We start from the raw sequence: 26,560 nt of genomic DNA on the forward strand, positions 1-26,560 counted from the left end.
AGGAACAGACAGGAGTGAAAATAGTGAGAGGGATTATCCGGTATTCTCTGAACAATAAGCTGGTTATCTGGCTGCTTACGATTCTTGTGACGGCCGCGGGTATTTACGCCGGTCTCGGCATGAAGCAGGAGACGCTTCCGAATCTGGAAGTGCCTGTTCTTACCGTCACAACGGTATATCCCGGCGCCGCACCGGAAGAAGTGGCCGACCGGATCACGGGCCCTCTCGAGCAGAAGGTCCGGAGCCTGGACGGTGTAGACGTTGTAAGCTCGACCTCCATGGAAAACGTATCTTCCATAGTGATGGAATATTCGTATAAGAAGGACATGGACAAGGCCGCTTCCGAAGTGAAAGAAGCAGTCGCCGATTTTGTGCTTCCCAGCGGGGCGCAGGAAACGAAAGTGTCCAAAATCAACATAAACGCATTTCCTGTCGTATCGCTGAGCGTAGCGGGGGACAAACAGTCGCTTGACGAGTTGACCCGGCAGATCGAGAGCGATCTGCTCCCTGCGCTCGAAGGGGTTCCGGGCGCGGCAAGCGTGGAGATCTCGGGCCAGCACCAGCAGGAAGTCCGCCTGACCTTTGACCGGGACAAGCTGAAGACCTACGGGCTGAGCGAGGATACGGTCAAAGGGATCATTCAGGGGGCGGCCGTCCAAGTCCCCCTGGGCCTCTACGAAGTCGGGCGGACCGAGAAAACCCTCGTCGTCGACGGCAACGTGAAGAGCCTGGACGACCTGCGGAACCTGGAGATTCCGCTCGTTCCCGGCGGAGCCGGTTCGGCGGGCGCGGCAGGCCCGGCAGGCTCCGGGTCGGGAGCGGCAGCCGGGGGCGCAGGAGGAGCACCCGGTGCCCCCGGCGGAGCGGCGTCGGGCGCACCGCCCGGTGCGGGTGCTGCGGCGGCCCCGGGCACTGCCGCAGGCGCCGGCAGGGTCGGCGGCGCAGTGCCGTCGCCTGTGGGGGCGGCCGGTCTGCCGACCGTGAAGCTTGCCGAGCTGGCGGCAATCGAGCTGGCCGACCGGGCCGACTCGATCTCCCGCACGAACGGCAAGGAGTCCATCGGCATCCAGGTCGTGAAGGCGCCGGACGCGAACACGGTGGACGTCGTGAACGCCGTCAAGGCGAAGGCCGACGAGTTCCGGCAGGCGAACAGCGGCGTGGAGACCGTGACCATGCTCGATCAAGGCAAGCCGATCGAGGATTCGGTCAACACGATGCTGAGCAAGGCCGTATTCGGCGCTTTGTTCGCCGTACTGATCATCATGCTGTTCCTGCGCAACTGGCGGACGACGCTGATTTCCATCGTCTCGATTCCACTGTCGCTGCTCATCGGCATTCTGCTGCTGCAGCAGATGGACATCACGCTGAACATCATGACGCTGGGAGCGATGACAGTCGCCATCGGCCGCGTGGTGGACGACTCGATTGTCGTCATCGAGAACATCTACCGGCGGATGTCCAGTCCGTCCGAGCCTCTGCGGGGCAAAGCCCTTATCCGCGAAGCGACGCGGGAGATGTTTATGCCCATCCTATCGTCGACCATCGTGACGATTGCGGTCTTTCTCCCGCTCGGCTTCGTGAGCGGCCCCGTCGGGCAGCTGTTCCTGCCCTTCGCCCTGACGATGGTATTCGCGTTGCTTGCCTCGCTGCTCGTCGCGATCACCATCGTGCCGATGCTCGGGCATTCCATGTTCCGCCGCAGGCTGGAGCGCATGGGTCCGGCTCCGGTTCCCGCCTATGCGGAGGGAGGCGCGCCCGCTGCCCTTCCGCTTGGCATGGACCCGGCCGAATCGGTCCGGTTACGCGTCCGCGGCAAAGGCCAAAACCGGCGCGGCCATGACGAAACCGGCCGTCTGGGGCGTTTTTACAGGCGGGTCCTGGACAAGACGCTGAATCATAAACTTATCGCTTTCGGCACGGCTATTCTCCTTCTGGCGGGCAGCCTTCTGCTGGCTACACGGGTCGGCGTCAGTTTTCTTCCGGAGGAAGAGCAGAAATACGCGATGGTGACGTACACGCCTTCTCCGGGCGAGACGCTGGACGATGTAAAGCGGAAGGCGCTGGAAGCGGAGAAATATGTACTTGGGCGCAGCGGGGTCCGAAATCTGCAGTACTCCGTGGGCGGCCAGAATCCGATGTCGCCCGGGCCGTCCAAGTCCGCGCTTTTTTATGTGGAATACGATCCTGCATTTGCCGATTTCACGGCTGAGAAAAAGAGGCTGGTCCAAGGGTTGACGGACACCGTTCAAGGCAGCTGGAAGCCGATGGATATGGGCGGCGGCGTAGGGGGGAGCAAGCTGAGTCTCTACGTATACGGAGAGAAGCTCGACGAGATCCGAACCGCTGCGGATAAAATTCAGGCTCTGATGAAGAATAGGCCGGAATTCGATAAGGTAGCCTCCAGCCTGTCTGAATCGTACGGCCAATACACGATTGTCGCGGACCCGGCCAAGCTCAGCAAGCTCGGTTTGACGGCCGGTCAGATCGCCATGGCTTTCAACCGGGATCGCGAGCGTCCCGTTCTGACCAAAGTTGGCGTCGAAGACAAAGAGGTCGACGTTTACGTACAAGCCGACAAAAAAACGTACGCGGATCTTTCTGCGATCGAAAACAGCACCATCACGTCCCCGCTTGGTGTGGAGGTCCCTCTGAAGGATGTAGCCAAGGTAGAGGAGGGCCAGTCGCCCAATGCGGTTACCCACCGGGACACGAAGCTGTACGCCGAGGTGTCGGCCGATATTACGTCGAAGGATGTGGGCGCAGCCTCCACAGGACTGAAGAGCGAGATCGACAAGCTCGGCCTCCCTTCGTCCGTCCGCGTCGATTTCGGAGGTGTAACGGAACAGATCAATGAGACCTTCTCTCAGCTCGGTCTCGCCATGATCGCGGCCGTCGCGATTGTGTATCTGGTGCTCGTAATGTTCTTCGGAGGAGCGCTGACTCCGTTTGCGATCCTGTTTTCGCTCCCTTTCACGATCATCGGCGCCATTGTGGCCCTTCTTGTAACAGGGGAAACCTTGAGCGTGTCGGCCATGATGGGGGCGCTCATGCTGATCGGCATTGTCGTCACGAATGCCATCGTTCTGCTGGACAGGGTGATTCATAACGAAAAAGCTGGCATGAGAACGCGCGAGGCGCTCCTCGAGGCGGCCGCCACCCGTCTGCGGCCTATTCTGATGACGGCTCTCGCTACCGTCGGCGCGCTTCTGCCGCTGGCCTTCGGATTCGAAAGCGGCGGTCTGATCTCCAAGGGACTCGCCGTTACCGTGATCGGCGGTCTGATCTCCTCAACGCTGCTGACGCTCATCATCGTACCCGTCGTGTACGAATTTCTGGCGAAATTCCGGCGCAGACGCCCGGCTTCCGAACTGGAGGACTAAGCGCTGTATCGGTGTTCGGCATTTTCGTGCTCCGGCGCCCCAGGGTGATACTCATCGCCTTTCTGCATCTGAAACCTGTTTCCCGGATTGAGCCGGGAGACGGGTTTCTTTATTTTCGGCGGAGACAAGCGCTAAAAGCCCGACTTGTGCTACAATAATCGGAATACCATTACCACACCGGAAAGGAAGTCCTGTCGTGAGCAATCCGAACACTGTCACAGTTGAAGAAATCATACGCGCCAACCATGCGCTAAGCCGGGTGATTGAGCCTTCGCCGCTTCAGCGCAGCGAGCTTCTGTCCAGGCAGTACGACTGCAATATTTATTTGAAAAGGGAGGACCTTCAGGTCGTCCGTTCTTTTAAAATACGGGGTGCCTACAACGTCATTCAAAGTTTGACGGAGGAGGAACGGAGCCGGGGCGTCGTATGCGCCAGCGCAGGCAATCATGCCCAGGGAGTCGCTTATTCCTGCAACCATCTGGGGATTGAGGGTAAGATCTTTATGCCGACCACTACCCCGCGCCAGAAAATCTCGCAGGTAAAAATGTTCGGGGGCCCTTACGTGGAAGTGGTCCTGATCGGCGATACTTTCGACGATTCGTCCACTCAGGCCCGTATTTATTGCGAGCGTGAGAATAAAGTCTTCATTCACCCGTTCGACGATGCTCGGACAATTGCCGGGCAGGGAACGGTCGGCCTGGAGGTGCTGAATCAGATGCCGGTGTCGCCTGATTTTATTTTCACCTCCATCGGAGGCGGAGGACTTGCGGCAGGAGTCGGCGCTTACGTCAAGGCCGTCTCCCCGGAAACCGCCGTGATCGGCGTGGAGCCGGAAGGAGCGGCCGGTATGCAGCGCTCCATGGAGGAGGGCCGGGTCGTGACTCTGGAGACGGTGGACAAGTTCGTCGACGGAGCGGCGGTCAAGCAGGTCGGCGAGATGACGTTCGAGATCTGCCGGCACGTGCTGGATGACATCGTGCTGGTGCCGGAGGGCAAAGAATGCACGACGATTCTGGATCTGTACAACAATAATGCCATTGTCATCGAACCGGCCGGAGCCCTCCCCGTAGCGGCGCTGGACGCTTACCGCAGCCAAATTGCGGGTAAAAACGTAGTATGTGTGATCAGCGGAGGCAACAACGATATCGACCGGATGCAGGAGATTAAGGAGCGGTCTCTCATTTATGAAGGCCTCAAGCATTACTTCCTGGTCAACTTTCCCCAGAGGGCCGGAGCGCTCCGCGAGTTTCTGGAAGAAGTGCTGGGACCGACCGACGACATCACGCGTTTTGAGTATATGAAAAAAACGAATCGGGACAATGCGCCCGCCCTGGTCGGCATCGAGCTGAAAAACAAAGACGATTACGAAGGCCTCATCTCGAGATTATCCAAAAAAGATATCAATTATGTCGAAATTAATAACGACCCTACCCTGTTTAATCTGCTGATTTGACCGCTGAAAAGAGCCGTCCCCCATGGGGTGCGGGACTCTTTTGCCGCCTGGCTTGGCAGCGTTTTCTCAGTGACAAAAAAATTTAATTAACCGTAGTATATTTAGTTGTGGATTTTGGATTACCCAACATGTATAATCGGTTACGCGGTATAATTAAACCTAGTCCTCTCGACATATTTTTACAATTCGTATCCAATACTATGATGCAGGGATTAGGCTTACAAAAACCAAACAGGGGGTTTTACTTTTATGAAGAATTTTTTCAAGCTGTCGCTGGTCATGATGCTGGCATTCACGCTTGTGTTGGCAGGCTGCGGCAAGAAGGCTGACAATGGCGGCGCGGCGCCAAGCGGCAATGCGGCCGGCGGCGAGAAGAAGTCCGATGTGAAAATCGGCATGGTAACAGACGTTGGCGGCGTAAACGACAAGTCCTTCAACCAATCCGCTTGGGAAGCGCTTGAGAAGCTGAAGAAAGATACAGGCATTTCCACAAAGTATCTGCAAAGTAAAGCGGATTCCGACTATGTTCCGAACCTCAACCAGTTTGTACAAGGTAAATACAACCTGACTTGGGGGATCGGCTTCGTTATTGCGGACGCTATGAAAACCGTAGCTCAGCAAAACCCGACGGCTAACTTCGCCATCATCGATAACGTGGTGGAAGCTCCGAACGTTCAATCCATCACTTTTGCCGAAAACGAAGGTTCCTTCCTGGTCGGCGTAGTAGCGGCGAAAATGACGAAATCCAATAAAATCGGTTTTGTCGGCGGTATGGACATTCCGGTTATCAAACGTTTCGAAGCCGGTTTCAAAGCAGGCGTTGCGGCTGTAAATCCGGACGCTAAAGTCCTGATCAACTACACGGGCGCATTCGATAAGCCTGACCTTGGCAAAGCGGCAGCCGCCACTATGTACAACGACGGCGCGGACATCATTTTCCACTCCTCCGGAGCAACAGGAAACGGTGTATTCAACGAAGCGAACGACCGCATCAAGCAAGGCAAAAAAGTATGGGTTATCGGCGTAGACAAAGACCAATCCCTGGAATTCGGCGATCAAGTGACTCTGACTTCCATGGTTAAAGGCGTTGAAGAAGCGGTAACGAAGTACTCCAAAATGGTCGTTGACGGCAACTTCAAACCGGGCGCTCCTGTAACATTGGGTCTGAAAGACAACGGCGTAGGCCTTGCTTCCACTTCCAGCAAGAACGTTCCTGCGGATGTGCTGAAGCTTGCTGACGAATATAAAGAGAAAATCATCAAAGGCGAAATCAAAGTACCTGAGCAATAAGATTTCGTTTAGGCTGCACCCTTTTCACCATGTACCATGACGCATGTTTATGTACGTTTTTATGATGGAGCATACAACAAGGCTGGTTGCATAACTGGCCTTGTTCTTACTTTCCAGACCTTCTACCAATAACCTTAGTAAGGGTGATTTCATGAGTGCAGCGACCCCTGTCGTTGAGTTGAAGCAAATCACAAAGCGTTTTCCCGGAATTGTCGCAAACGATTCCATCTCTCTTAAGCTGCAAAAAGGGGAGATTCACGCCCTCCTCGGAGAGAACGGCGCGGGTAAATCGACCTTGATGAATATTGTTTTTGGCTTGTACCAGCCGGATGAAGGCGGTATCGAAGTCAATGGCCAGCCGGTTCTGATCGACAGCCCCAATAAGGCGATCGAGCTGGGAATCGGGATGGTACATCAGCATTTTAAACTGGTTCAGCCGTTTACCGTCACCGAGAACATCATCTTGGGGATGGAACCGAAGAAAGGCATGAACATTGATTACAAATCCGCAGCCGAGCAGGTCAGAAAGCTTTCCGAGCAGTACGGCCTCCAAGTAAACCCCCATGCTAAAATACAGGATATTTCCGTCGGCATGCAGCAGCGTGTCGAAATCGTGAAGACGCTTTATCGTGGTGCTGACATCCTTATTTTCGATGAACCGACAGCGGTTCTGACTCCCCAGGAAATCACTGAGCTGATGGATATCATGAAACGTCTCGTTGCCGAAGGCAAGTCTATCATCCTCATTACGCATAAGCTCAAGGAAATTATGCAAATTTCCGACACGGTTACGATCATCCGTAGAGGTAAAGTGATTGATACCGTCAAAACGTCCGAGACGACGACCCGCGAGCTGGCCGAGAAAATGGTAGGACGCAGCGTCTCCTTCAAAGTCGACAAGAAGCCGGCGCAGCCGAAAGGCCCTGTTCTTCAGGTCCGTGACGTCAAGGCGAAATCGCATGACGGGCTGCCGGTTCTGAACGGATTGTCCTTCGACGTGAAAGCCGGGGAAATCCTCGGAATCGCCGGTGTGGACGGCAACGGACAGAGCGAGCTGATCGAAGCGCTGACCGGTCTGCGCAAAGTGGACAGCGGATCGATTAAGCTGCTGGACAAAGAAATCGTCAACAGGTCGCCGCGTCATATTTCGGAAGCGGGCGTGTCCCATATTCCCGAAGACCGGCATAAACACGGGCTAGTTCTTGATTTTTCCATGAGTGAGAACATGGTGCTTCAGACGTACCATCGTCCCGCTTTTAACCGCGGCGGTTTCCTGAATTACGAGGCGATCGATAAACAAGCCGAACGGCTCATCGAAGCGTTCGACGTTCGTACGCCGAGCATTCATACGAAAGCGCGTTCTCTCTCCGGGGGGAACCAGCAGAAGGCGATTATCGCCCGGGAGATCGACCGGAATCCGGATCTGCTTATCGCGGCGCAGCCGACCCGCGGACTCGATGTAGGCGCTATCGAATTCGTGCATAAGCAGCTCATCGCCCAGCGCGATCAGGGTAAAGCGGTACTGCTTATCTCCTTCGAGCTGGATGAGATTTTGAACGTATCAGACCGGATTGCGGTCATTTACGAAGGGGAAATAGTCGGGGAAGTTCTGCCGGAAGAAACGAACGATCAGGAACTTGGCCTGATGATGGCCGGCAGCATGAAGCGGGAAGGTGTGACCCATGAATAAAATAATGAAGTTTTTTATGCGGGATTCCGCTATCATTCCTCTCGCGGCCATCGTGCTCGGGTTTGTATTCGGCGCCATCGTTATGCTGGCGGGCGGGTACAATCCCATAACCGCATACTCATCGCTGTTTTCGAGGGTATTCGGGAATATGTATGATTTCGGCGAGACGATCCGCGAAATTACTCCGCTCATTTTGACGGGGCTTGCCGTCGCTTTCGCTTTCCGTGCTGGCCTGTTTAACATCGGCGGAGAGGGCCAGTTTATCGTCGGGATGACAGGCGCCTCCTTCGTTGGCATCAAACTGGGCGGACTGCCCGCGATCATTCACGCGCCGCTTGCCATTATCGTAGGCGCCCTTCTCGGCGGCCTTTGGGCAGCTATAGCGGGCTATCTGAAAGCAAAGCGGGGCGTAAACGAAGTTATCACCACGATCATGCTCAACTGGATCGCTCTTTATTTGGCGAACTACACGGTCAACCATTTCCTGCTCCTGAAAGGGCAGCAGCGTTCCGTTGACATTGAGCCGACGGCTTCGGTCAGCCTTGGCTGGCTGTCCGCTATGTTTGATAACGCCCGTCTGCACTGGGGAACGCTTTTTGCCATCCTTGCCGCCGTATTCTTCTACTTCTTCCTGTGGAAGACGAAGCAGGGGTACGAGCTCCGTGCCGTAGGCCACAACACGAATGCCGCTGAATATGCGGGGATGAATGTGAACAAGAACATCATCAAAGCCATGTTTATCAGTGGAATGTTTGCCGGTCTGGCCGGCGTGTTCGAGGTGCTGGGCGTGTTCCATTACCAGACCGTTATGCCGGCGTCGCCGGGTTACGGATTCGACGGGATCGCGGTTGCCCTTCTTGGACTGACGAATCCGTTCGGCGTACTTCTTGCCGCTTCTCTGTTCGGTATCTTGACTTACGGATCCGCGGGAATGAGCTTTGGCGCCGATGTGCCGCCGGAGTTGATCCGGATCGTTATCGGTTCGATCATTTTCTTCGTAGCCGCACAAGGCATCGTGCGCTGGGTGATTGCCCCTCTCTATTTCAAGCGTAAGAAAGAGAAGGTGGTCTAGATGAGTTTGGATATTTTGGGTCAGCTGATCAATACAACGCTGGTATTTTCCACGGCGCTCATTTTTGCGGCCCTTGGCGGTATTTTCTCGGAGCGTTCCGGGGTCACCAACATCGGACTGGAAGGCCTGATGGTATCCGGCGCGTTCGCCGCGGCGGTCAGTACGTTTTACGCACAGGAAGCCGGCATGGGAAGCATGTCTCCGTGGATCGGACTTCTGGCGGCGCTTGTATTCGGGGTTCTGTTTTCGCTTATCCATGCCGTTGCGACCATCACGTTCAAATCGGACCAGGTCATCAGCGGTGTGGTCATCAACTTCCTGGCGGCGGGCGTAACGGTCTACCTCGTCAAGCTCCTCTTCGAGGGTGCCGGACAAACGGAAACGCTGACGGAAGTATTCAGCAAATGGGCGATCCCGGGTCTCTCGCAAATCCCGGTACTCGGTTACGGTATTTTCACGGCCTACCCGACCACCTATATCGCGCTGATTCTTGTGGCCGTATCCTATTATGTGCTGTTCAAAACGCCGTTCGGTCTGCGTCTGCGTTCCGTCGGGGAGCACCCGAGTGCGGCTGACACCGTCGGTGTCAACGTACGCCGCATGCGTTATATCGGCGTTATGCTGAGCGGCGCTTTCGCCGGACTGGGCGGAGCGACGATCGCCCTGACGACGACAAGCAACTTCTCGCATAACACCATCTCGGGACAGGGCTACATCGCCCTGGCGGCCATGATCTTCGGTAAATGGCACCCGGTAGGAGCGCTTGGCGCCGCCGTCTTCTTCGGTCTTTCCCAGGCGATCCGGAACTATGTTCAACTCTTCGAATGGTCGCAGAGCATCCCGCAGGAGTTTATCTTTATGCTCCCGTATGTCTTGACCATTCTGGTGCTTGCGGGTGCGGTCGGCCGTGCTTATCCGCCTGCCGCCCTCGGCGAGCCTTACGATCCGGGCAAGCGTTAAGCCGCACGGGATCAACGACGCAAAAAGCTGCTTTCCTTTTAAAGGAAAGCAGCTTTTTTTTAGTTTCCTGTGGGTAAGAGCGGCAGGAGCAGTTGTGATCAGTTAACTTGGCTGGGTTAATGGGGAAGAGGTCCCCGTTTTACGTATTTTTGTCTTCGCCGCTAAGTATACTTTCTCGTAAATCAGGGTCTGGTTCCAGCGGTCCCAACAGTTGGCCTGCCCTGCGCAGCAGCAGAATAATGGAGATCCCCGACAAAAATCCGATTATACCTAATGCAATCAGGAGATATTGCCAGGCTTCCGGCATATTTAATGCCAGAGGACTTAGTATAAGCGTGGCGCCTGTAACCGCCAAAAAGGCGGACCTGTGGATATGGGCGCTTTGTGCCAGCTCGGGAAGGCTGCTGCGGGCAGCGGCAGAAATAATGCCGGTACAAAGATAATAGATGAAGGCGAGCAAAAACGCCGAGTTGACCAATCCAAGGGAGAACCAGAAGAAAGAAAATGGTTGGTCTGTAACCGGAGACCCGCCGAGGTTGATTTCGTTAGGCAGCGATAAAAAAATAAGCGGAATAGCGAACCGGCGCGCTATCCGGAACGCTTGCTCCCGCTTTCCCAGCTCGCCGAGTGCGGAAGCGGCCATCCAAAATCCGATGAAATCCGGGAGCAGATCTACGGATTGAATGCGAAAATGGAGAAAAGTCAGGGTCAATCCCCACGAGATCCGAAAATATAGGCGACTCAACTAAGGCAGCTCCCTTCTGGCTTGAACGATCGTTTGGATGTCGGAATCGCTTAGATCGGACTCAAAGCGTATATGTACGGCCATGTCGTCTTTAAAGCCGTCGGGAGCCTGGGCTTTGAGCCGTACGGCTTCTTCGATCTGATTAAAGTCTTTTGTGCCTTTATGTTCCGATGTATCTGTGTTTGCGTCTTCGAAACGGTAAGATAAGCGCACGTAGCTTCCCTTTTTTACGGCTAAGGGAAATGAAATGTCCTCGGCGGGCAGCCCCTCCACCTTATCTCCGGATCGGAGAGAGGTCAGATAACCCGGTTCCTGTTCCAAAGAGAGAGTATCGATATACAAATTCATTCGCGGGGAGCTCTGAACCGGATAAGGGTTATCAATCCCTGTCAGTATCAGATCTTCCTTGGTAGCCGCAAGAGCATACCCGGCGTTCTGATTGGAAGAGCCGCCGCTTGAAAATTCGAACAAGGAGCGTTTGTCGGGATTTTTACCTGTTGGTGTGAGAGTAACGTGACCGATATCCAGCAAGCGAGAACTTCCGTCACTGAACCGGGCGCGAACCTGCGTAATGTGCAGAGGTGGTGCAGGCTGTTCTGCTTCTTGGGCCGGCTGTTCCAGAGCGATCAGCACCGATTGATAATCTTGATAAGTATACCGGTTTTTATTTAGAAAATTGATGGATGCAAGGGGCAGTTCCGGAACCTCTACGTTTACAATGTGAAGACCTCTGTGATTCTCCAGATAGGAGAGTTTAAAGCTGGTTCCCTGTTCAAGGGGGAGATCAATAAAATGCGAAAGAAAAACAGGCTCCGGCAGTTGATTTTTTTCATAAACCCATAGGTTTCCGGCCCAGCTGACCAAAGCCAGAAGGAAGACGATCACCAACGGACGTTTTTTCACCTAGCGGCCTCCATTCCGGCTGTTTCTCTATTCCTCGCTTCCATCAGAGGATCAGCCCAAACTAAACATGACATAGCCGAAACAAGCGGCATTCAAAAGGAACGTTATTCCCGCTCCTATAAGAATCCCCTGAACGACGGCCGCCCGTTTGCTGAAAATAAGGAGAAGCGGCAATACGTAGAGCATCTGTACGATGCCGATCCCAAAGTACATCGGAATGGCAAAGAGCCATAAGAGATGGCCGAGCACGACAAAGCCGATTCCTTTCCACACATCGAGTCCTTTCCACGGACGACGGGGCCGGTCGGACCCGCCATGTTCATGAGAAGGTAGAGAGGAAGTTTGTTCGAAGCCAGTATCCGCTGCGTGATCTCCAGGTTCGGAATTCGTTGTTGATTCCGTTTCTTTTTCCGTTCCGGATTTGGGCGAAGTTCCCGCCTCCGATGGCGTACCGCTCTTGGCCGGATCGTTTTCATAATCGCTCATGCGAGCCCTCCTGTCTCCGCGCGCAGCTCCTCCAACAGTGCTTCACGGCCGTCACGGTAAAATAAATTGTACGTATCGAAGGGAATGATTCTTCCATCGGGATGGGCAATATGCACACAAGATTTTTTTACGGAACGGACATCGAAATTGTAAGGGTCCAGGAACTGCATAATCAGCACGCGGAACACATTGTCATACCCGATATGCTCCGGTACGGCGACGGACGGCAGGCAGCAAAGCAGATTTTTCAGCGAAAGCGCCGACGACTCGGGAGAATGAGCGGTCGAGAAAAGGTCGAAGACTTGATCCTTTAACGTCTGATCCTGCTCGAATACGATCGTATTGCGTCCGCCTTCCAGCAAAATTTGAGGGTCGATCATCCCGGTTAGCGGTATGGCCTGTCCTCCCAGCTTCAAAGCATAACCCATCGCTAAGCAATCCGGATGACAAGGAACCGGTATAATATCTTCCGGCTGAAAAATGCCGGATTGTTCGATAATCATCCGGCGCACTTCGCTGAGTGTCAGCCGGTCTTTGGCCGGATCGAACGCCTCGGTGCGGCCGGCCACTTGAACCGGCTGGAACGTTACGCCCCGGACCGCGCGCTGCTGTAACCCGTAACGGATAATATCGCCGACCTCGGAGTCGTTGAGTCCTTTTTTCAGAGTGACTACGAGGGTAGTCGAGATATTAAATTCATTGAGATGTTCGATCGCACGCCGGCGCACATCACGCAGATCTACCCCGCGCAGCTCGCGGAGAGCCTCTTCCTCAAAGCTGTCAAACTGGAGGTACAGCTCGAATCCCGGCATATACTGGGACAGCTTCCGTACGAACTCCCGGTCCTGGGCGATTCTCAGTCCGTTGGTGTTTACCATAAGGTGTTTAATGGGTTTCGTTTTGGCCAGATCGAGAATCTCGAAAAATTGGGGATGGATCGTCGGTTCGCCGCCGCTAATCTGCACGATATCCGGTTCTTCTTCGTTGCGTACGATAGCGTTAAGCATCGTTTCGATCTGCTCGAGAGAGCGCCAGGTCTCCCGTTTCGGAGAAGATTCGGCATAGCAGATCGGACACTGCAGATTACATTTGTCCGTAATTTCAAGAAGCGTCAGGCAGCTGTGCTGTTCATGATCCGGGCAGAGTCCGCAATCGTACGGACATCCGTAACGGATCGGAGTGTTCCAGTGCTGGGGCATTTCAGCGGGTTTCAAAAATTCGCGGCACCGTTTGTAATACTCCGCGTCATCCGAGATCAGAACCTTTTCCCGGCCGTGCCGGCCGCAGTATTTAAGCAGATAAACGTTCTCATCCTCAATAATGACCTTCGCCTCCACTTTACGGAGACATTGGGAGCAGACGCTGTTGGTGAGTTCGTAGAACAAATAAGGACGGTTTTTGGTAGGCATGGAAGTCAGGTTCCTTTCCCGATTAAGGTAGGTTTCGCGAAAAGTTTGCGCCACAGAAGCAGGGTGTAATAGATCAGGCCCGCTATGCAGGCGAGCTGAATGTTGTTCAGTCCGGCATACGGGTGGGGAGTCGGCTTGATAAAATCGATCAGCAGGCGGAAAAGAAGGTAGCCCCCCATGAAGATAATGAACGACATGCCGTCCGGCAGGGGAACGGATCGGTGCCTGGCACGGTTTTTCATCGCCAAGATCGTGATGCCTAGAAGAAGCAGGAAGGCGATCTCGTAAAGCTGAGTCGGATGACGGAGAATTCCATCGCCAAAGTCGACACCTGTTACCCAGTCTGTCGGGGTTCCGTAGGTATGATCATCGAGACCGGTCAGAAAGCAGCCGATTCTTCCAATCATCATCCCAGTAAGGAGCGGCAGCGCCATATCATCTCCCGTGGAACGGGTGTGCCCGATTCTTTTTTTGGTCCATTCCACGCCGATTAGCCCTCCCAGGAGCCCTCCGACAATGGTTTTACCTTCCATTAGATACGACACGTCGTTCCAGCGCTGCAGGGTCAAGGCGGGGTCTTCCAGCCAGTAAAGCACCTTCGATCCGGCAGCGGCACCTAGTGTGGCACCGACGAGGACCCAGAGGGCCTGACTTGCCTGGAGTTTTTCCTTGCTCCGGGTATAGAGATAAAGCCGGAATCCGATAAAATAAGCAAGCGCTTCAAAAACCAAATGGGGATGCAGCCGGATAAAACCGAGGTTAATATAAACTGGAAAAGTCATAGGTTCCTCCCCGATAAAGTTAAGGTAAATTATACCACACGAATATTAAGAGAGGGGATCGGATCGGGAGCGATTCTAGCGGGGGGCCAACCCGGAACTTCCGCGGAAAGGCCCAATTTCGCACTACTGCATACGTATCATATCGCTGCGATATTCCGTAGGGGAGAGGCCGTACCATTTCCGAAACTGTTTGGAGAAGTAAAGCGGATCACGGAATCCCACGGAAAAAGCAATCTGCTCAATCGTCAGCTCCAGCCGTTCCCGCAGAAGCTGCCGGGCTTTATCGACCCGGAGCTTGGACAGGAAAGACACCGGTGTCTGGCCGGTGTGCTCCTTGAACAGCCGGGACAGGTAAGCCCGGTTGTAGCCGAGCGCCTCCGCCATGGACTCGATCGAGATGTCCTCGGCATACTGCGCGGACAAATAATGCAGCATCTGCTGCACCGTCACTTCCGTGCGGGAATGCGCCTTACCCGGCTCGGGTAAGGGCGGCCGCGCCGCATCGGCATACTCGGCAAGCAGCAGATGAAGATAGCCGAGCGCACGAAGCGAAGCCGTGCCGCTCTTATGCCTTAGCGCGCGCTGCAGGCGCCGGAAAAACGCCGGAACACGGCTGCCCGCATGCGCCGTGTGAATAACCGGCTGCTCCGGCGTGAAGCCGGCCTTGCGCATGTGGGCCGCCGCTTCCGCACCGGTGACGGCGAGCCAGCAGTAGCGCCAGGGATCGGCTTCGTCGGCTTCATAGCCGACGAGCTGCTCCGGCGCGATGCAGAAGCTGTCGCCGGGGCCCAGAAGCCGCTCCCGGCCCGCTGCCGTGAACCGCCCTCTTCCGGAGATAACCGTATGGATGAGGAAATAATCGTACACCTTCGGCCCCAGGCGGTGGAGCGGTTTGGTCTGGCTTTCCCCGGAGAAGAGTATATGAAGGGCCGTATCTTCCGGCGGCTCCGGGTTGGACACGACATAGTAAGTGGGTTCTCGCTTCATTGGACTTCACATCCTCCTGTTTGCGATAATGAGTTAAGAAAAAGCGGCGCCGGACAAGCAGTTCTTTTCCCGTACTCCTTCTGACAAGAAGCTTGCCTTCGCCGGAACCTGCACAGACTCCGCTTTTCCTTCATCCTATCATCTCCTGCGCGCTTCCGACATCACATTTTTCCATATGATCCTTACATCATTCCATAGGACTTCAAATGGTTCGCGCTTATACTGGAGGTAGAAGAACGAAACAAGAATCCGTTAACAATTCAAGGATAGTATGACTCTACTTAAAGGCGGTGCCGAGATGGCCGATCTTAATCTCCTTAAAACACAATTTACCGAACTGTACGGAGGTGCTGAGAAGGATATCACAGTTTTCCATGCTCCCGGCCGTGTTAATCTGATCGGCGAACATACCGATTACAACGGGGGCTATGTTTTTCCGGCTGCCCTGACTTTCGGCACTACCCTTCTTTTGCGCAAAAATAAGGAAGGCCTGCTTCGCATGGCTTCCACCAATTTCACCCATAAAGGGTTTTGTTCCCTGGACGATGTCGTTTACCGGGAAGAAGACGACTGGATGAACTACCCGAAGGGCGTCGTCGCCCAGCTTCAGCAGAAAGGCCAAGGCCCCCGATCCGGCTACGATATGCTGTATCACGGTGAAATTCCGAACGGGGCGGGGCTTTCGTCCTCGGCTTCTATTGAAGTGGTCACGGGTTACGGATTGCTGGAAGCGGAGGGATATCCGGCAGACCGGGTGGAGCTGGCGCTGCTTGCCCAAAAAGCGGAAAACGAGTTTATGGGCGTAAATTGCGGCATCATGGACCAGTTTGCCGTTGCCAACGGACGCAAAGATCATGCGATTCTGCTCATGTGCGATACCCTGGAGTATGAACTCGTGCCTTTTCAAAGCGGCAGCTACAAGCTTGTGATCGGCAATACGAACAAGCGCCGCGGACTCGTAGATTCGGCATATAACGAACGCAGAAGCCAGTGCGAGCAGGCCGTCCGGGACCTGCAAACCCGCTTTCCGGACTTGACGCTTCTGGGCCAAATCAGTCTGGAGCAGTTCGAGGCGAACAAAGATGCCATTCAGGACGACACCGTCCGGCGGAGAGCGCAGCATGTCGTGGAGGAAATCGACCGCGTGCTGAAATCCATAGATGTGCTGAAAGCCAATGATCTGGAAGCCTTCGGACGGCTGATGACCGGATCTCACGAATCTTTGCGCGATCTTTACGAAGTTACGTGCCGGGAACTCGATGTGATGGTAGAAGCCGCACTGTCCGTGCCGGGCGTCCTCGGATCACGGATGACGGGAGCCGGATTCGGCGGTTGTACGGTCTCTCTCGTGCATGAGGACAGCATTGAGGCATTCCGCGAGAAGGTCGGATCGAGCTACAAAGAACAAACGGGACTCACAGGGGATTTCTACGTTTGCAGCATTGGAGACGGCGTGAGCAGCGTACAAGACTAGGCAGCAGCGGGAAAACAATTATCGGGAGGCGGAAAAAATGGCGATTATGGTGACAGGCGGGGCCGGATACATCGGTTCTCACGCCGTAGCGGAACTGCTGGCTAGAGGAGAAGAGGTTGTGATCGTCGATAACCTCCAGCAAGGTCATCGCGATGCGGTATTGGGCGGCAAGCTTTACGAAGGCGATCTGCGGGACGAAGCGTTTCTGGACACGGTATTCCGGGAAAATGAGATAGACGCGGTGATCCATTTTGCAGCGAACTCGCTAGTCGGGGAAAGCATGACGGACCCGGCGAAATATTACCACAATAACGTTTACGGGACTCTCTGCCTGCTGGAAAAAATGAAAAAAATCGACGTGAAACGAATCGTGTTCTCTTCGACGGCGGCAACATACGGCGAGCCCGAAAACACGCCGATTCTGGAAACCGACCGGACCGAGCCGACGAACGCTTACGGGGAAACGAAATTGTCCATGGAGAAAATGATCAAATGGTTCGATCACGCTCACGGGATCAAATCCGTTTCACTGCGCTATTTCAACGCGGCGGGTGCTCATGAAAGCGGCCGCATCGGGGAAGACCACCATCCGGAAACGCATCTCGTTCCGCTCATCCTTCAAGTGGCGCTCGGACAACGAAGCCATATCTCCGTCTTCGGAGAAGACTATGCGACACCGGACGGGACCTGCATCCGGGATTACATCCATGTCAGCGACCTGGCCGACGCTCACGTGCTTGCCGTAGAGAAGCTGCGCCAGGGCGGGGAGAGCGGCGTGTACAATCTCGGCAGCGGCAACGGATTTTCCGTAAAAGAAGTGATCGATATCGCCCGCGAGGTGACGGGTCATCCGATTCCGGCCGTTGTGGAAGCACGCCGTTCCGGAGACCCCGCGGTTCTTATCGCCTCTTCCGACCGCGCCCGTCAAGATTTGGGCTGGAAGCCTAAACGGGACAATCTCCAGGCGATTATCGCCAGTGCCTGGGCATGGCATCAAGCGCATCCGGAGGGATACGCGGACAAGAAGTAGCATCTGGAGTTTACCTGCCTGCCGGGCGTAAGGAGTGAGTGAAGGAATGAATACGGACTTGGAACGGGAGAAAGCACAAAATCAGGCTGATCAGGCGGCGCTTGCCGTCGAACGCCTGGTGTCGTTTGCCCTTGCGAAGGGAATGATCGGGTCCTTGGATGTAAGTGCGGCGAGGAACGCGCTTTTGGACGCGCTGGGTCTGCCTGAGCCATATCAAGGCGCGGACGGAAACGCGGAAGACGAAACGGTGGCCGCGGAGCCTGGAGAAATGCTCGAAGTTTTACTCGACTTCGCTTATATCCGTGGATGTTTTGAAGAGGATACGACCACTTACCGGGATCTTTTTGATGCCCGTTTGATGGGGCTGCTGATGCCGAGACCATCCGAGGTCGCCCGGCAGTTCGGGGAAATCACAAAGGAACACGGAGTGCGGAAGGCGGCGGACTGGTTTTACGAACTTTGCCTAAACAGCAATTACATTCGCATGGACCGGATACGCAAAAACGGTTATTGGCTGGCCCCGACAGAATACGGGAATCTCGAAATTACCGTCAATCTGTCCAAACCGGAGAAAGATCCGAAGGAGATCGCGCTTTTGCGGACGCTCAAACAAAGCGGATATCCCCAGTGTCTCCTGTGCGTGGACAATGTCGGCTATGCGGGCAGGCTGGATCATCCGGCCAGGCAGAACCTGCGCATTCTTCCCCTTACGATTGACGGGGAGGCCTGGTTTTTTCAATATTCCCCTTACGTCTACTATAACGAACACTGCATCGTTTTGAACGAAAAGCATGTCCCGATGAAAATATCAGAGCGGACTTTCCGCAGGCTGTTTGATTTTATCGAACAGATTCCGCATTATTTTGTGGGCTCAAATGCGGACCTGCCGATCGTCGGGGGTTCGATTCTGAGCCACGACCATTTTCAGGGCGGGAATCATAAATTTCCGATGGAGCTCGCTCCCGTTGAGCGGAAATTCGCTTCGGACACTTACCCCGGCGTCTCGGTCGGCATCGTCCGGTGGCCGATGTCGGTCCTGCGGCTCGAGGGAAGCGGCCGCGAGGACGTCCTCCGCGCCGCCGACATGCTGTTCGCCGCATGGCGTGCCTACAGCGATCCGTCTGCGGACATCGCGGCGTTCACGCAAACAGCGGACGGTGTACGGGTTCCCCATAACACCGTCACACCGATCGCCCGGTTCAACTCGTCCGGGCAGTACGAACTGGACCTCGTGCTCCGCAACAACCGCACGAGCGAAGAACACCCGGATGGCATCTTCCATCCGCACCGTAACCTTCACCACATCAAGAAGGAAAACATCGGCTTGATCGAGGTGATGGGTCTGGCCGTCCTTCCTGGCCGTCTCCAGGAAGAGATCAGCGGAATCGCCGGGTTCCTTACCGGAGATTCCGCATGGAACGGCGCGGAAGGCCTGGAGGCGGGCCATCCGCTGGAGAAGCATGCCGCCTGGATCGGCGAGCTTGTCGCCGCCGGCGGCACGGCCCTTTCGCTGCAGGAGGCGCACGAACTCCTGCAGCGGGAAATTGGCGGCAAATTCAAGCAGGTGCTTGAAGATGCCGGCGTGTTCAAGCGGACCGATGCCGGTCAGGCGGCATTCGGCCGCTTCCTGGGCAGCCTCGGCTTCGTCCCCGCCGAATAGGCCAAAAAAGCCTTTCGTCCTCCCGCAGCGGGGAGAACGAAAGGCTTTTTTATACGCCGCGGGCACCAATACGCCGCGGGCACCAATACGCCGCGGGCACCAATACGCCGCGGGCACCAATACGCCGCGGGCACCAATACGCCGCGGGCGCTTACCCGGCCTGAGGCCCGGTTGCGCCTGCCTTGGCCGGACGGCTGCGCCAGACGGACATCGCGATGACCGCGATGAGCGCCAGGCCGGCCGCGACGGCGAAAGGCAATTGGGCCGACAGGTGGTGAGCGATGTAGCCCGACAATACCGGAGCGATGGCCGCACCCAACCAGCGCACGAAATTGTAGGCGCCGGACGTTACGCTCCTTTCGAACGGAGAAACCTCCATCACGTGGCTTGTGAACAAAGCATTGTTCAATCCGCAGAACAAGCCGATGACGATAATCAGCAGAATCTGCAGCCACAAGGTGTGAACCAGGAACAACAGCAGCAGAATGAGGCAGAATGCTCCCAAGCTCCACGGAATGATTTGGGAAGGCTTGAAGCGTTCCTCCAGATTGTGAGCCAGCTTCGCGGAGCCGTAAGCAAGCATGAGGCCCCAGCCGAAGAAAACGAGGCCGAGCTGGATGGCCGACATATGAAGCATCAGCGGCGAATAAGCCAACACGACGAAGAAGCCGTAGTAATAAAACATCGAGGAACCTGCGACACGCAGGAACGGCTTATGGGTCGCCAGGTGCAGAAGCTCCTTGAATCCGGCCGCTTTACGGACGGATTTTTTCTCCGGCTCCTGAATCATGAACAGCACCAGCAGGAACGCGATAAGCACAAAACAGCCTGTGGCGATAAACGGCAGCCGCCAGGAAATGCCGCCGAGCAGTCCGCCGACAAGCGGTCCGCCCGCCATTCCGAGGCCGATCGCCGCTTCATACATGCCGACGGCCGTATTGGCCGAAGGCGTCAAGGCAATGAGCAGAGTCATCGCGGTGGCGAAGAACATCGAATTCCCGAAGCCCCAGCCCGCCCGGAACAAGGCTAGCTCGGTAATGCCGCCGGATGCGCCGCACAGAAAGGCGAAGACGGTCACGACGGCGAGGCCGGCAACCATCATTTTTTTGTCGCCGAAGCGGGTCGCCGCAAGACCGGACGGAATCATCATAATCGCCATGGTGAGGATGTAGGCGGTAAAAAGCAGCTCGATCTGCGCCGGATTCGCGCCGATTTTCTCGGCTATAATCGGAAGAATCGGATCGACGACCCCGATTCCCATAAAAGCAAGAAAAGTTGCAAACACCGTGACGTAACGTGCGCGTGTTTGCTTTTTTATTCCCTGATCCATACAAATATGCACCCCTCGCACAAGTCTGGCCGGGAAATGGGTGTCACGAGCACGGCTATTGTCCGGAAGACGAGGTCTTGCCGGAGGACGCCGCCGTTTGAGGCTGGCCGATCGCTTCACGTACCTTGGAGAGCAGCTCTTCCATATCTTTGCGGAACGCCTCCATCTTATGAATCTTGAGATCAAGCATATCCACCTGTTCGGCGAGTCCGTCCGCTACGCGCTTGAGCTCCTCCTGCTTCTTCAGCTCGACGGCGTAGCCGTCGGAACCTTCGCGGTAGGAAGCAAGCAGCGTATCGATGGCCAGGAAATGCTGCAGCTCCTGCAAAGAAAAGCCGAGCACTTCGCGGGCCAGCAGCACTTTCTTCAGACGATCCACGTTTTCCTGGGTGTACAGCCTTACGCCTCCCTCGCTGCGCGTAGGCGGCTCCAGAAGGCCGATCTCTTCATAATACCGGATCGTACGCTTGGTCAATCCCGTCTCCTTGGCGACATCATCAATTTTTAACCGTGTCATGTTTACCACTCCCAGTCGCTAATATCAAGATTACTCCTAACTAACGTTAACGTCAACGTTAACTTTATCCCCGTAGATGAAAACCTCATTGCACTTTTTGAATCCCCTCCTGAATAACCGGGGTTCATGTCCATTGACTTTCCTCTATAAGTATATCGTTTCCCGGCTCTTCTAACCAAATCGGCGCGGCTTCACGAAACAGCTAAAAACCGCCACAACCTTTGTTGTGACGGTTCTGATTTATAGAAAGCGCGTTGTCCGATCCTGCAATGAACCCTCGATACCGCTGCCACCGTGGGAACTAAAGCCGTCTAGAGCTTTTTAGCCACCAAAGTGAACGATTTCGGAATGCCTTTATCGTAAACATCCGAAGATCGGTTAGGCTCTTCTTCCAGAATCTCGATGAACAATCCCGAAGAAGCGGCGGCCGTAACGATTTCCCCGAGCGTCCATTTGCGGTGCCGTACTTTGATTAAGGCCGATTCGTCCTGCCCCGGCAAAAATTTGGAGTAGGCTACATCCGTCTCTTCTATAGAGGCATCGAAATAATCGCCGGTTACTTTGTGTTTCCGGACCTTGGCGGTAGAACCGCGGGAGGAGATCAATTTGGTCGTCACGGGATGAAAATCCTGCAGGATCAGCCGTCCGCGGGAAGCCAGTAGTTTAACCACTACGTCGAATAGCGGCTTCAGCTCCAAGAAATAATGAAGAATGCCGAATTCCATAAGCGCGAGACCGTAGTCGCCGGTCAGCTCTTCTTCGGGAAGCTCCAGCACATCGGAGACGACGTAACGGACACGCACTCCGGCGGCTTCCGCCAGCTCCGTTCCGTATTTGGCGTTTTCCGCCGCGATATCTATAACCGTAACTTCGCTCGCTCCCAGCAGGGCGAGAGCTGCGGCTTTACTGCCGTGGGAGCCGAGCAGATTAACGGCTTTGATTCCGCTGAGGTCCCCGAGAAAACGGCTGAAAGACCGCACGGTCCCCTCCGGGTTCCGGCCGATAAGCGCAGCTGCTTCCTCCGGGGTTCCAAACCGGTTCAGCCAGGCCTCGTAAGCGTGCTGGTTCCAGGCCGTCTGATTGTGTTCGCTGAATTGTTTTTGCACGGGGGATTCCTCCTTTTGTTCCACAATCATTCATCATATAATAAAATCATCGGCAAATCCATCCGGTTCATACGGGTTTGCGGACAAGTTTTTCCGCCCAAGGAGGAGTTCCTTTTGAAATTCAGAGTTTCCGCAGTCCAGCATCATCTGCATACCATTTCGAGCTTTCGGGAGTTTGCGGATCAGGTCGAGCATTACGTCAAAACGGCGCAGGAATTCGATTCCGATTTCGTGCTCTTTCCGGAGCTTTTTACCACCCAGCTGTTGTCCATTCGCAATCCTGGGGAGGGAGCGCTGACGATCAACGATCTTCCCTCCTTTACCGACTCATATATGGAGCTGTTCAAGGGACTCGCCAAGTCGACCGGTATGTATCTCATCGGCGGCACTCATATCATTGAAGACGGCGGACGCTTGTACAACTCCGCGTTTTTATTTTATCCGGATGGCAGGGTAGGGGAGCAGAGGAAGCTGCACATCACCCCGACGGAAGTGAAAGAGTGGAACATGGGAGCCGGCGACGCTCTTCAAGTATTCGATACGGATAAGGGCCGCATTGCTATTCTAGTCTGCTACGACATGGAGTTTCCCGAAATCGTCCGTATGGCCAAAGCCCGCGGCGCCGACGTTATTTTCTGCCCTTCCTGCACGGACGATCGTCACGGCTTCCACCGCGTTCGCTACTCCTGCCATGCCCGTACCATCGAGAATCAGATCTATGTGGTCGTGACCGGAACGATAGGGTCGCTTCCAACCGTTGACTTTATGAGAGGGAATTTCGGACAAGCCGCCGTGCTTACCCCTAACGACGTGCCCTTTCCTCCGCGCGGCATACTGGCCGAAGGAGAAATCAACGACGATATGATCATTACCGCCGATCTGGATCTGGCTCTTTTGGAAGAAGTCAGAGAGAAAGGTTCCGTTACCACGTGGCGCGACCGTAGAACCGATTTGTACACCGATTGGAAATAAAGATGAGCGGTTTGAATCCGGCAGCGGATTGTTGAAGCGGGTACTAAGAATTTTGACGGAAGCGGGGCCCGAAACGAGATGAATGCGACACCAGAATCCGAATCACCCAAGTATATGAAGAAAATGTACGTTTTCGACGGGGAGAAACCGGTTCCCGCCCTGATCAGAAGCTACTCGGAAGCGGATATCGAAGCTCTGATCGAAGTGCAGCGTCTAAGCTTTCCGCCTCCGTTTCCCGAGGAACTGTGGTGGAACGAAGAACAGCTCCGCAGCCATGTCCGGTTATTTCCCGAGGGGGCTCTCTGCGTGGAGGTCGGAGGCAAAATCGTCGGCTCCATGACGGCGCTCCGTATCCGTTTCGATCCCCTCCATCCGGAGCATACCTGGGAAGAAGTCACGGACGGAGGGTACATCCGCAACCACGACCCGGAGGGGGATTCCCTCTATGTAGTGGATGTTTGCGTGATGCCGGCGTACAGAAAGCTGGGGCTGGGCAAATGGCTCATGTTCTCCATGTACGAGACAGTCGTCCATCTGGGGCTTCGCCGTCTTTTGGGCGGGGGAAGAATGCCCGGTTACGGGGCCCAGGCCGGCAAAATGAGCGCCGATCAATATGTCGATGCGGTTGTAGCGGGACTGCTCCACGACCCGGTTCTGAACTTCCTGCTCCGGTGCGGACGGATGCCGGTCGCCGTGCTGCCCAATTACCTGGAAGACGAGGAGTCCCTTAATCACGCTCTGCTGATGGAGTGGAGGAACCCCTTTCTATAGAGGACGCTTCCTTCTTTCTGGAGATGGCCGTCACGTTTTAAGCAACAACACTTTGAGAGGATGAGGCCCATGGAATACATACGTATTACCGATATCAACGACCCTTTATTTGCGAAAATGCACCAGCTCATGCAAACCGTTTTTCCCGCTGAAGAGGTGCTTGACTATGACCTGTGGAAAGAACCGCTCGAAGACCCGGGCATTCGGGTGTTCGTCGCCGTTCACGACGGGGAAGTTGTAGGAGCGACCGAGTACCGCTATTACACCGATCTGGGAATCGCAATGACCGACTTTACCATTATCGGCCGGCCAGGCCTTGGCATCGGCAGATTCCTGAGCCGCAAACGTCAGCATGACCTGGCGGATCTGGCCGCTCAAAGCGGGAAGCCTATGATCGGCATGTTTGCCGAGATCTACGATCCCTACCGGGTAGAAGAACATTCGTTTGGCGGCGTTAAGCCGATGGATCCTTTCGTACGCCGCGAAGTTCTGTCTCATTTAGGCTACCGCCGTCTGGACTTTCCTTACGTTCACCCCTCCTGGCAGAACGACGGAGAAGCCGTAAGCGAACTGGATCTGTGCTTCATGCCTTCGGATGAGAATGAGGAATACGTGCCGTCTTCCCTTATCGCCGATTTTCTGACCCGATACTACTCTGTACTTGAAAACAAACCGCCGACGTGGCAGGAGATGATCTCGCGTCTCCGTAAATCGGAGCGCACGGCGCTTCTTCCCCTGTAAGCGGGAAACGAGGATGAAATGACTCTTGATCAGGAACAAGCCCAACCGGGTGGTGCAAAACCAAGCAATTCCCTTCGCGGTATCGGAAGTTTGCGCATAGCGGCTGTTAGAGGCGGTCTTTCGCAAGATGATCTGAACCAGCTGGATTCACTGGCCGATACTTGCCTAAGCAACGACCGCTTCACTGTGAAGCTCAATAGAAATATGCTGAAAGAGCGGACAGCGGACGAGATCAACGATTTTGCGGCCTTTGACGGCCCTCTCCTCGTCGGTTATTTAGGCCTGTACAGCTTTCAGACGTCAGAAGTCGAGATAAGCGGGCTGGTCCATCCCGATTACCGCAGGAGCGGCCTATTTACGCATCTTCTTCAACTTGCCGCGGGCGAAGCCGAAACTCGCGGAATTCCCAAGCTCGTCTTTATTGCGCCAAGATCGTCGTCCGGTGCGGGCCCTTTTGTAAAAAAGATCGCGGGTTACGCGTATTCCGAATATGTGATGGAACTGCTCCATGAAGGACGGCCTCAAGCCGCCGCCGGAGCGGATAAAGTCGGAATCAGACCCGCTGGTCCTGCCGACAAAGAACTGCTGATCCGTCTGAATCAGGACGGATTTCAAATGACGCGGGAAGACGCCGCCTACTATGTGGAGTCTACGCTTGCGAAAAATAATGACAATCATACCTTTATAGCCGAAGCGGGAGGAGAACCTATCGGTAAAATCGGTTTGATCTTACTGGGAGATACGGCGATGATCATCGGTTTCGTCATTGCTCCCGAACTGAGGGGACGGGGCTACGGCAGAGCCGTACTGTTCAGGACGATCTGTCATATTCGGCAAAGCCCGGGCTTCAAGAACATCAAGCTGGAGGTTGCCGCCGCTAACGATCATGCGTTGGGACTTTACCGGTCCTGCGGTTTTGAAGTAACGGATGCGAATGACTATTACGAATGCGGAACTTCTTCTTACTCCTATGCTTGATGGCATCAGGCCTTCCCGCACAATTATAAAAAGGGCTCCCGTAGGGGCCCTTTTGTTTTACCGCTTACTCCTGCGTTTTTGCATCCGGTGCTTGCGTATGCAGCTTGTCCTTATTTCGGATGGCGCGCTTATCTTCAGCCAACTCCAGGGTGTCATTCGCAAACTCCATATCTTGATTCTCTGCATTCATGTGTGTTGTTCCCTTGTAGTTTCCGCTGTGCGTTTTGTTTTCCATGGGTTGCCTCCTCTCTGCATCAGTAGATAGATAAAGTTAGCTTTGGTCTGCCGTCCGGAGAATATGCGCACATACTTCTCCAAAAGAATGGTTTATGTACGTATAGAAAAATCGCTGCAAGGATATGCTGATAGCATTGTTTCGAGCATGCAGCATAACTGGAATAAAAAACCTGTTGCAAAGCTATTGCTGACATGGTACATTAATTTAGCTGACACGGACGAGCCCTTGAAAAACAAGGCCGGAAGCGAAAGCTGAGAAATTAATCTTAAAAAAAGGTTGACTTCGAAAAATGGATATGTTATTATGGAATTCCGGCCAAGAGAAACGGGCCGATACAAACGAGTAACATACACAAGATTGTCCTTTGAAAACTGAACAACGAGTGATTGAAGCGTCTCAAGCAATTGAGACATTAATGAGAAGAAATTCTCGTCAGCAACGAATTTTTGAGCTTAATCAGCTTGAGATAAACCGCTGGCCTATGGTCGGCACAACTTTATCGGAGAGTTTGATCCTGGCTCAGGACGAACGCTGGCGGCGTGCCTAATACATGCAAGTCGAGCGGACTTGATGAGAAGCTTGCTTC

At 54.7% G+C, this 26,560-nt stretch carries 23 protein-coding genes and 1 rRNA gene; 14 read left to right on the plus strand and 10 right to left on the minus strand.

Annotated features, from left to right (window positions below; all coding sequences use genetic code 11):
- The first annotated feature begins 23 nt into the window (after positions 1-23).
- From ABH899_RS16395 to ABH899_RS16420, 6 genes are all read left to right on the plus strand, one after another.
- Positions 24-3,380, plus strand: coding sequence for an efflux RND transporter permease subunit (locus tag ABH899_RS16395; protein ID WP_369998172.1), 3,357 nt, complete (start codon positions 24-26; stop codon positions 3,378-3,380).
- Between the two features lie 196 nt (positions 3,381-3,576).
- A complete protein-coding gene (gene ilvA, locus ABH899_RS16400; protein WP_369998175.1) occupies positions 3,577-4,833 on the plus strand; it encodes a threonine ammonia-lyase IlvA in 1,257 nt (418 codons plus the stop codon).
- Between the two features lie 249 nt (positions 4,834-5,082).
- Positions 5,083-6,123: a BMP family lipoprotein gene (locus tag ABH899_RS16405; protein WP_009675828.1), complete on the plus strand. Its 1,041-nt coding sequence runs from the start codon at positions 5,083-5,085 to the stop codon at positions 6,121-6,123.
- Between the two features lie 151 nt (positions 6,124-6,274).
- Positions 6,275-7,813 carry an ABC transporter ATP-binding protein gene (locus ABH899_RS16410; protein ID WP_009675899.1) on the plus strand — a complete coding sequence of 513 codons (1,539 nt, stop codon included), beginning with the start codon at positions 6,275-6,277 and terminating at the stop codon, positions 7,811-7,813.
- A complete protein-coding gene (locus tag ABH899_RS16415; protein WP_369998179.1) occupies positions 7,806-8,885 on the plus strand; it encodes an ABC transporter permease in 1,080 nt (359 codons plus the stop codon). The genes ABH899_RS16410 and ABH899_RS16415 overlap by 8 nt, the downstream gene beginning before the upstream one ends.
- Entirely contained in the window at positions 8,886-9,845 is a 960-nt protein-coding gene (locus ABH899_RS16420; protein ID WP_009675785.1) for an ABC transporter permease, read from the plus strand.
- 139 nt (positions 9,846-9,984) lie between these two features.
- Here the strand turns inward: ABH899_RS16420 and ABH899_RS16425 are convergent, their stop codons facing one another.
- The 6 genes from ABH899_RS16425 to ABH899_RS16450 all read right to left on the minus strand — a co-directional run bounded on the left by ABH899_RS16425 (position 9,985) and on the right by ABH899_RS16450 (position 15,157).
- Positions 9,985-10,590 (minus strand): hypothetical protein, encoded by a 606-nt coding sequence (locus tag ABH899_RS16425; protein WP_369998182.1) that lies wholly within the window; start codon positions 10,588-10,590, stop codon positions 9,985-9,987.
- The gene (locus ABH899_RS16430) at positions 10,591-11,493 is read right to left on the minus strand and encodes a hypothetical protein (RefSeq protein ID WP_369998185.1); all 903 of its coding nucleotides are present in this window, start codon (positions 11,491-11,493) and stop codon (positions 10,591-10,593) included.
- Positions 11,494-11,544: 51 nt separating this feature from the next.
- Positions 11,545-11,979 carry a hypothetical protein gene (locus ABH899_RS16435; RefSeq protein ID WP_369998187.1) on the minus strand — a complete coding sequence of 145 codons (435 nt, stop codon included), beginning with the start codon at positions 11,977-11,979 and terminating at the stop codon, positions 11,545-11,547.
- Complete coding sequence (locus ABH899_RS16440; RefSeq protein WP_369998190.1) at positions 11,976-13,388, minus strand: radical SAM protein; 1,413 nt, start codon at positions 13,386-13,388, stop codon at positions 11,976-11,978. Before ABH899_RS16440 ends, ABH899_RS16435 begins: the two co-directional genes overlap by 4 nt.
- 5 nt (positions 13,389-13,393) lie before the next feature.
- Complete coding sequence (locus tag ABH899_RS16445) at positions 13,394-14,170, minus strand: prolipoprotein diacylglyceryl transferase (RefSeq protein ID WP_369998193.1); 777 nt, start codon at positions 14,168-14,170, stop codon at positions 13,394-13,396.
- Between the two features lie 123 nt (positions 14,171-14,293).
- On the minus strand, positions 14,294-15,157 hold the full coding sequence (locus tag ABH899_RS16450) for a helix-turn-helix transcriptional regulator (protein ID WP_369998196.1): 864 nt from the start codon (positions 15,155-15,157) through the stop codon (positions 14,294-14,296).
- A gap of 298 nt (positions 15,158-15,455) precedes the next feature.
- Between ABH899_RS16450 and ABH899_RS16455 the strand changes: the two genes are divergently transcribed.
- From ABH899_RS16455 to ABH899_RS16465, 3 genes are read left to right on the plus strand one after another with little or no spacing between them, the layout of a single operon-like run.
- Positions 15,456-16,631 (plus strand): galactokinase, encoded by a 1,176-nt coding sequence (locus tag ABH899_RS16455; RefSeq protein WP_369998199.1) that lies wholly within the window; start codon positions 15,456-15,458, stop codon positions 16,629-16,631.
- A 37-nt stretch (positions 16,632-16,668) separates the two neighbouring features.
- The gene (gene galE, locus ABH899_RS16460; protein ID WP_369998202.1) at positions 16,669-17,661 is read left to right on the plus strand and encodes a UDP-glucose 4-epimerase GalE; all 993 of its coding nucleotides are present in this window, start codon (positions 16,669-16,671) and stop codon (positions 17,659-17,661) included.
- Positions 17,662-17,707: 46 nt separating this feature from the next.
- Positions 17,708-19,321, plus strand: coding sequence for a UDP-glucose--hexose-1-phosphate uridylyltransferase (locus ABH899_RS16465; RefSeq protein ID WP_369998204.1), 1,614 nt, complete (start codon positions 17,708-17,710; stop codon positions 19,319-19,321).
- A gap of 151 nt (positions 19,322-19,472) precedes the next feature.
- On the opposite strand, the gene ABH899_RS16470 is transcribed toward ABH899_RS16465, so the two are convergent.
- The 3 genes from ABH899_RS16470 to ABH899_RS16480 all read right to left on the minus strand — a co-directional run bounded on the left by ABH899_RS16470 (position 19,473) and on the right by ABH899_RS16480 (position 22,274).
- Positions 19,473-20,651, minus strand: a complete 1,179-nt coding sequence (locus tag ABH899_RS16470) for an MFS transporter (protein WP_369998207.1) — start codon at positions 20,649-20,651, stop codon at positions 19,473-19,475.
- A gap of 55 nt (positions 20,652-20,706) precedes the next feature.
- The gene (locus ABH899_RS16475) at positions 20,707-21,168 is read right to left on the minus strand and encodes a MerR family transcriptional regulator (protein WP_369998209.1); all 462 of its coding nucleotides are present in this window, start codon (positions 21,166-21,168) and stop codon (positions 20,707-20,709) included.
- 311 nt (positions 21,169-21,479) lie between these two features.
- Positions 21,480-22,274, minus strand: a complete 795-nt coding sequence (locus tag ABH899_RS16480; RefSeq protein ID WP_369998212.1) for a class I SAM-dependent methyltransferase — start codon at positions 22,272-22,274, stop codon at positions 21,480-21,482.
- A 114-nt stretch (positions 22,275-22,388) separates the two neighbouring features.
- Here ABH899_RS16480 and ABH899_RS16485 point away from each other — a divergent pair, with 114 nt between their 5' ends.
- The 4 genes from ABH899_RS16485 to ABH899_RS16500 all read left to right on the plus strand — a co-directional run bounded on the left by ABH899_RS16485 (position 22,389) and on the right by ABH899_RS16500 (position 25,736).
- Entirely contained in the window at positions 22,389-23,246 is an 858-nt protein-coding gene (locus ABH899_RS16485) for a carbon-nitrogen hydrolase family protein (protein ID WP_369998215.1), read from the plus strand.
- A 78-nt stretch (positions 23,247-23,324) separates the two neighbouring features.
- Entirely contained in the window at positions 23,325-24,017 is a 693-nt protein-coding gene (locus ABH899_RS16490; protein WP_369998217.1) for a GNAT family N-acetyltransferase, read from the plus strand.
- Positions 24,018-24,086: 69 nt separating this feature from the next.
- Entirely contained in the window at positions 24,087-24,758 is a 672-nt protein-coding gene (locus ABH899_RS16495; protein WP_369998220.1) for a GNAT family N-acetyltransferase, read from the plus strand.
- Between the two features lie 18 nt (positions 24,759-24,776).
- Positions 24,777-25,736 (plus strand): GNAT family N-acetyltransferase, encoded by a 960-nt coding sequence (locus tag ABH899_RS16500; RefSeq protein WP_369998223.1) that lies wholly within the window; start codon positions 24,777-24,779, stop codon positions 25,734-25,736.
- A gap of 64 nt (positions 25,737-25,800) precedes the next feature.
- On the opposite strand, the gene ABH899_RS16505 is transcribed toward ABH899_RS16500, so the two are convergent.
- On the minus strand, positions 25,801-25,971 hold the full coding sequence (locus tag ABH899_RS16505) for a hypothetical protein (protein ID WP_218230485.1): 171 nt from the start codon (positions 25,969-25,971) through the stop codon (positions 25,801-25,803).
- A 499-nt stretch (positions 25,972-26,470) separates the two neighbouring features.
- Here ABH899_RS16505 and ABH899_RS16510 point away from each other — a divergent pair.
- A 16S ribosomal RNA gene (locus ABH899_RS16510) occupies positions 26,471-26,560 on the plus strand; the annotation flags it as partial.

This window comes from Paenibacillus sp. RC84, assembly GCF_041260495.1.
Classification (GTDB): domain Bacteria; phylum Bacillota; class Bacilli; order Paenibacillales; family NBRC-103111; genus Paenibacillus_F.

Bases quoted from the DNA above. Each gene is read 5' to 3' on its own strand.
- ABH899_RS16405 (WP_009675828.1), top strand. From the start codon at position 5,083: ATGAAGAATTTTTTCAAGCTGTCGCTGGTCATGATGCTGGCATTCACG.
- ABH899_RS16410 (WP_009675899.1), top strand. From the start codon at position 6,275: ATGAGTGCAGCGACCCCTGTCGTTGAGTTGAAGCAAATCACAAAGCGT.
- ABH899_RS16415 (WP_369998179.1), top strand. From the start codon at position 7,806: ATGAATAAAATAATGAAGTTTTTTATGCGGGATTCCGCTATCATTCCT.
- ABH899_RS16420 (WP_009675785.1), top strand. From the start codon at position 8,886: ATGAGTTTGGATATTTTGGGTCAGCTGATCAATACAACGCTGGTATTT.
- ABH899_RS16435 (WP_369998187.1), bottom strand. From the start codon at position 11,979: ATGAGCGATTATGAAAACGATCCGGCCAAGAGCGGTACGCCATCGGAG.
- ABH899_RS16440 (WP_369998190.1), bottom strand. From the start codon at position 13,388: ATGCCTACCAAAAACCGTCCTTATTTGTTCTACGAACTCACCAACAGC.
- ABH899_RS16445 (WP_369998193.1), bottom strand. From the start codon at position 14,170: ATGACTTTTCCAGTTTATATTAACCTCGGTTTTATCCGGCTGCATCCC.
- ABH899_RS16450 (WP_369998196.1), bottom strand. From the start codon at position 15,157: ATGAAGCGAGAACCCACTTACTATGTCGTGTCCAACCCGGAGCCGCCG.
- ABH899_RS16455 (WP_369998199.1), top strand. From the start codon at position 15,456: ATGGCCGATCTTAATCTCCTTAAAACACAATTTACCGAACTGTACGGA.
- galE (WP_369998202.1), top strand. From the start codon at position 16,669: ATGGCGATTATGGTGACAGGCGGGGCCGGATACATCGGTTCTCACGCC.
- ABH899_RS16465 (WP_369998204.1), top strand. From the start codon at position 17,708: ATGAATACGGACTTGGAACGGGAGAAAGCACAAAATCAGGCTGATCAG.
- ABH899_RS16470 (WP_369998207.1), bottom strand. From the start codon at position 20,651: ATGGATCAGGGAATAAAAAAGCAAACACGCGCACGTTACGTCACGGTG.
- ABH899_RS16475 (WP_369998209.1), bottom strand. From the start codon at position 21,168: ATGACACGGTTAAAAATTGATGATGTCGCCAAGGAGACGGGATTGACC.
- ABH899_RS16490 (WP_369998217.1), top strand. From the start codon at position 23,325: ATGAATGCGACACCAGAATCCGAATCACCCAAGTATATGAAGAAAATG.
- ABH899_RS16495 (WP_369998220.1), top strand. From the start codon at position 24,087: ATGGAATACATACGTATTACCGATATCAACGACCCTTTATTTGCGAAA.
- ABH899_RS16500 (WP_369998223.1), top strand. From the start codon at position 24,777: ATGACTCTTGATCAGGAACAAGCCCAACCGGGTGGTGCAAAACCAAGC.
- ABH899_RS16505 (WP_218230485.1), bottom strand. From the start codon at position 25,971: ATGGAAAACAAAACGCACAGCGGAAACTACAAGGGAACAACACACATG.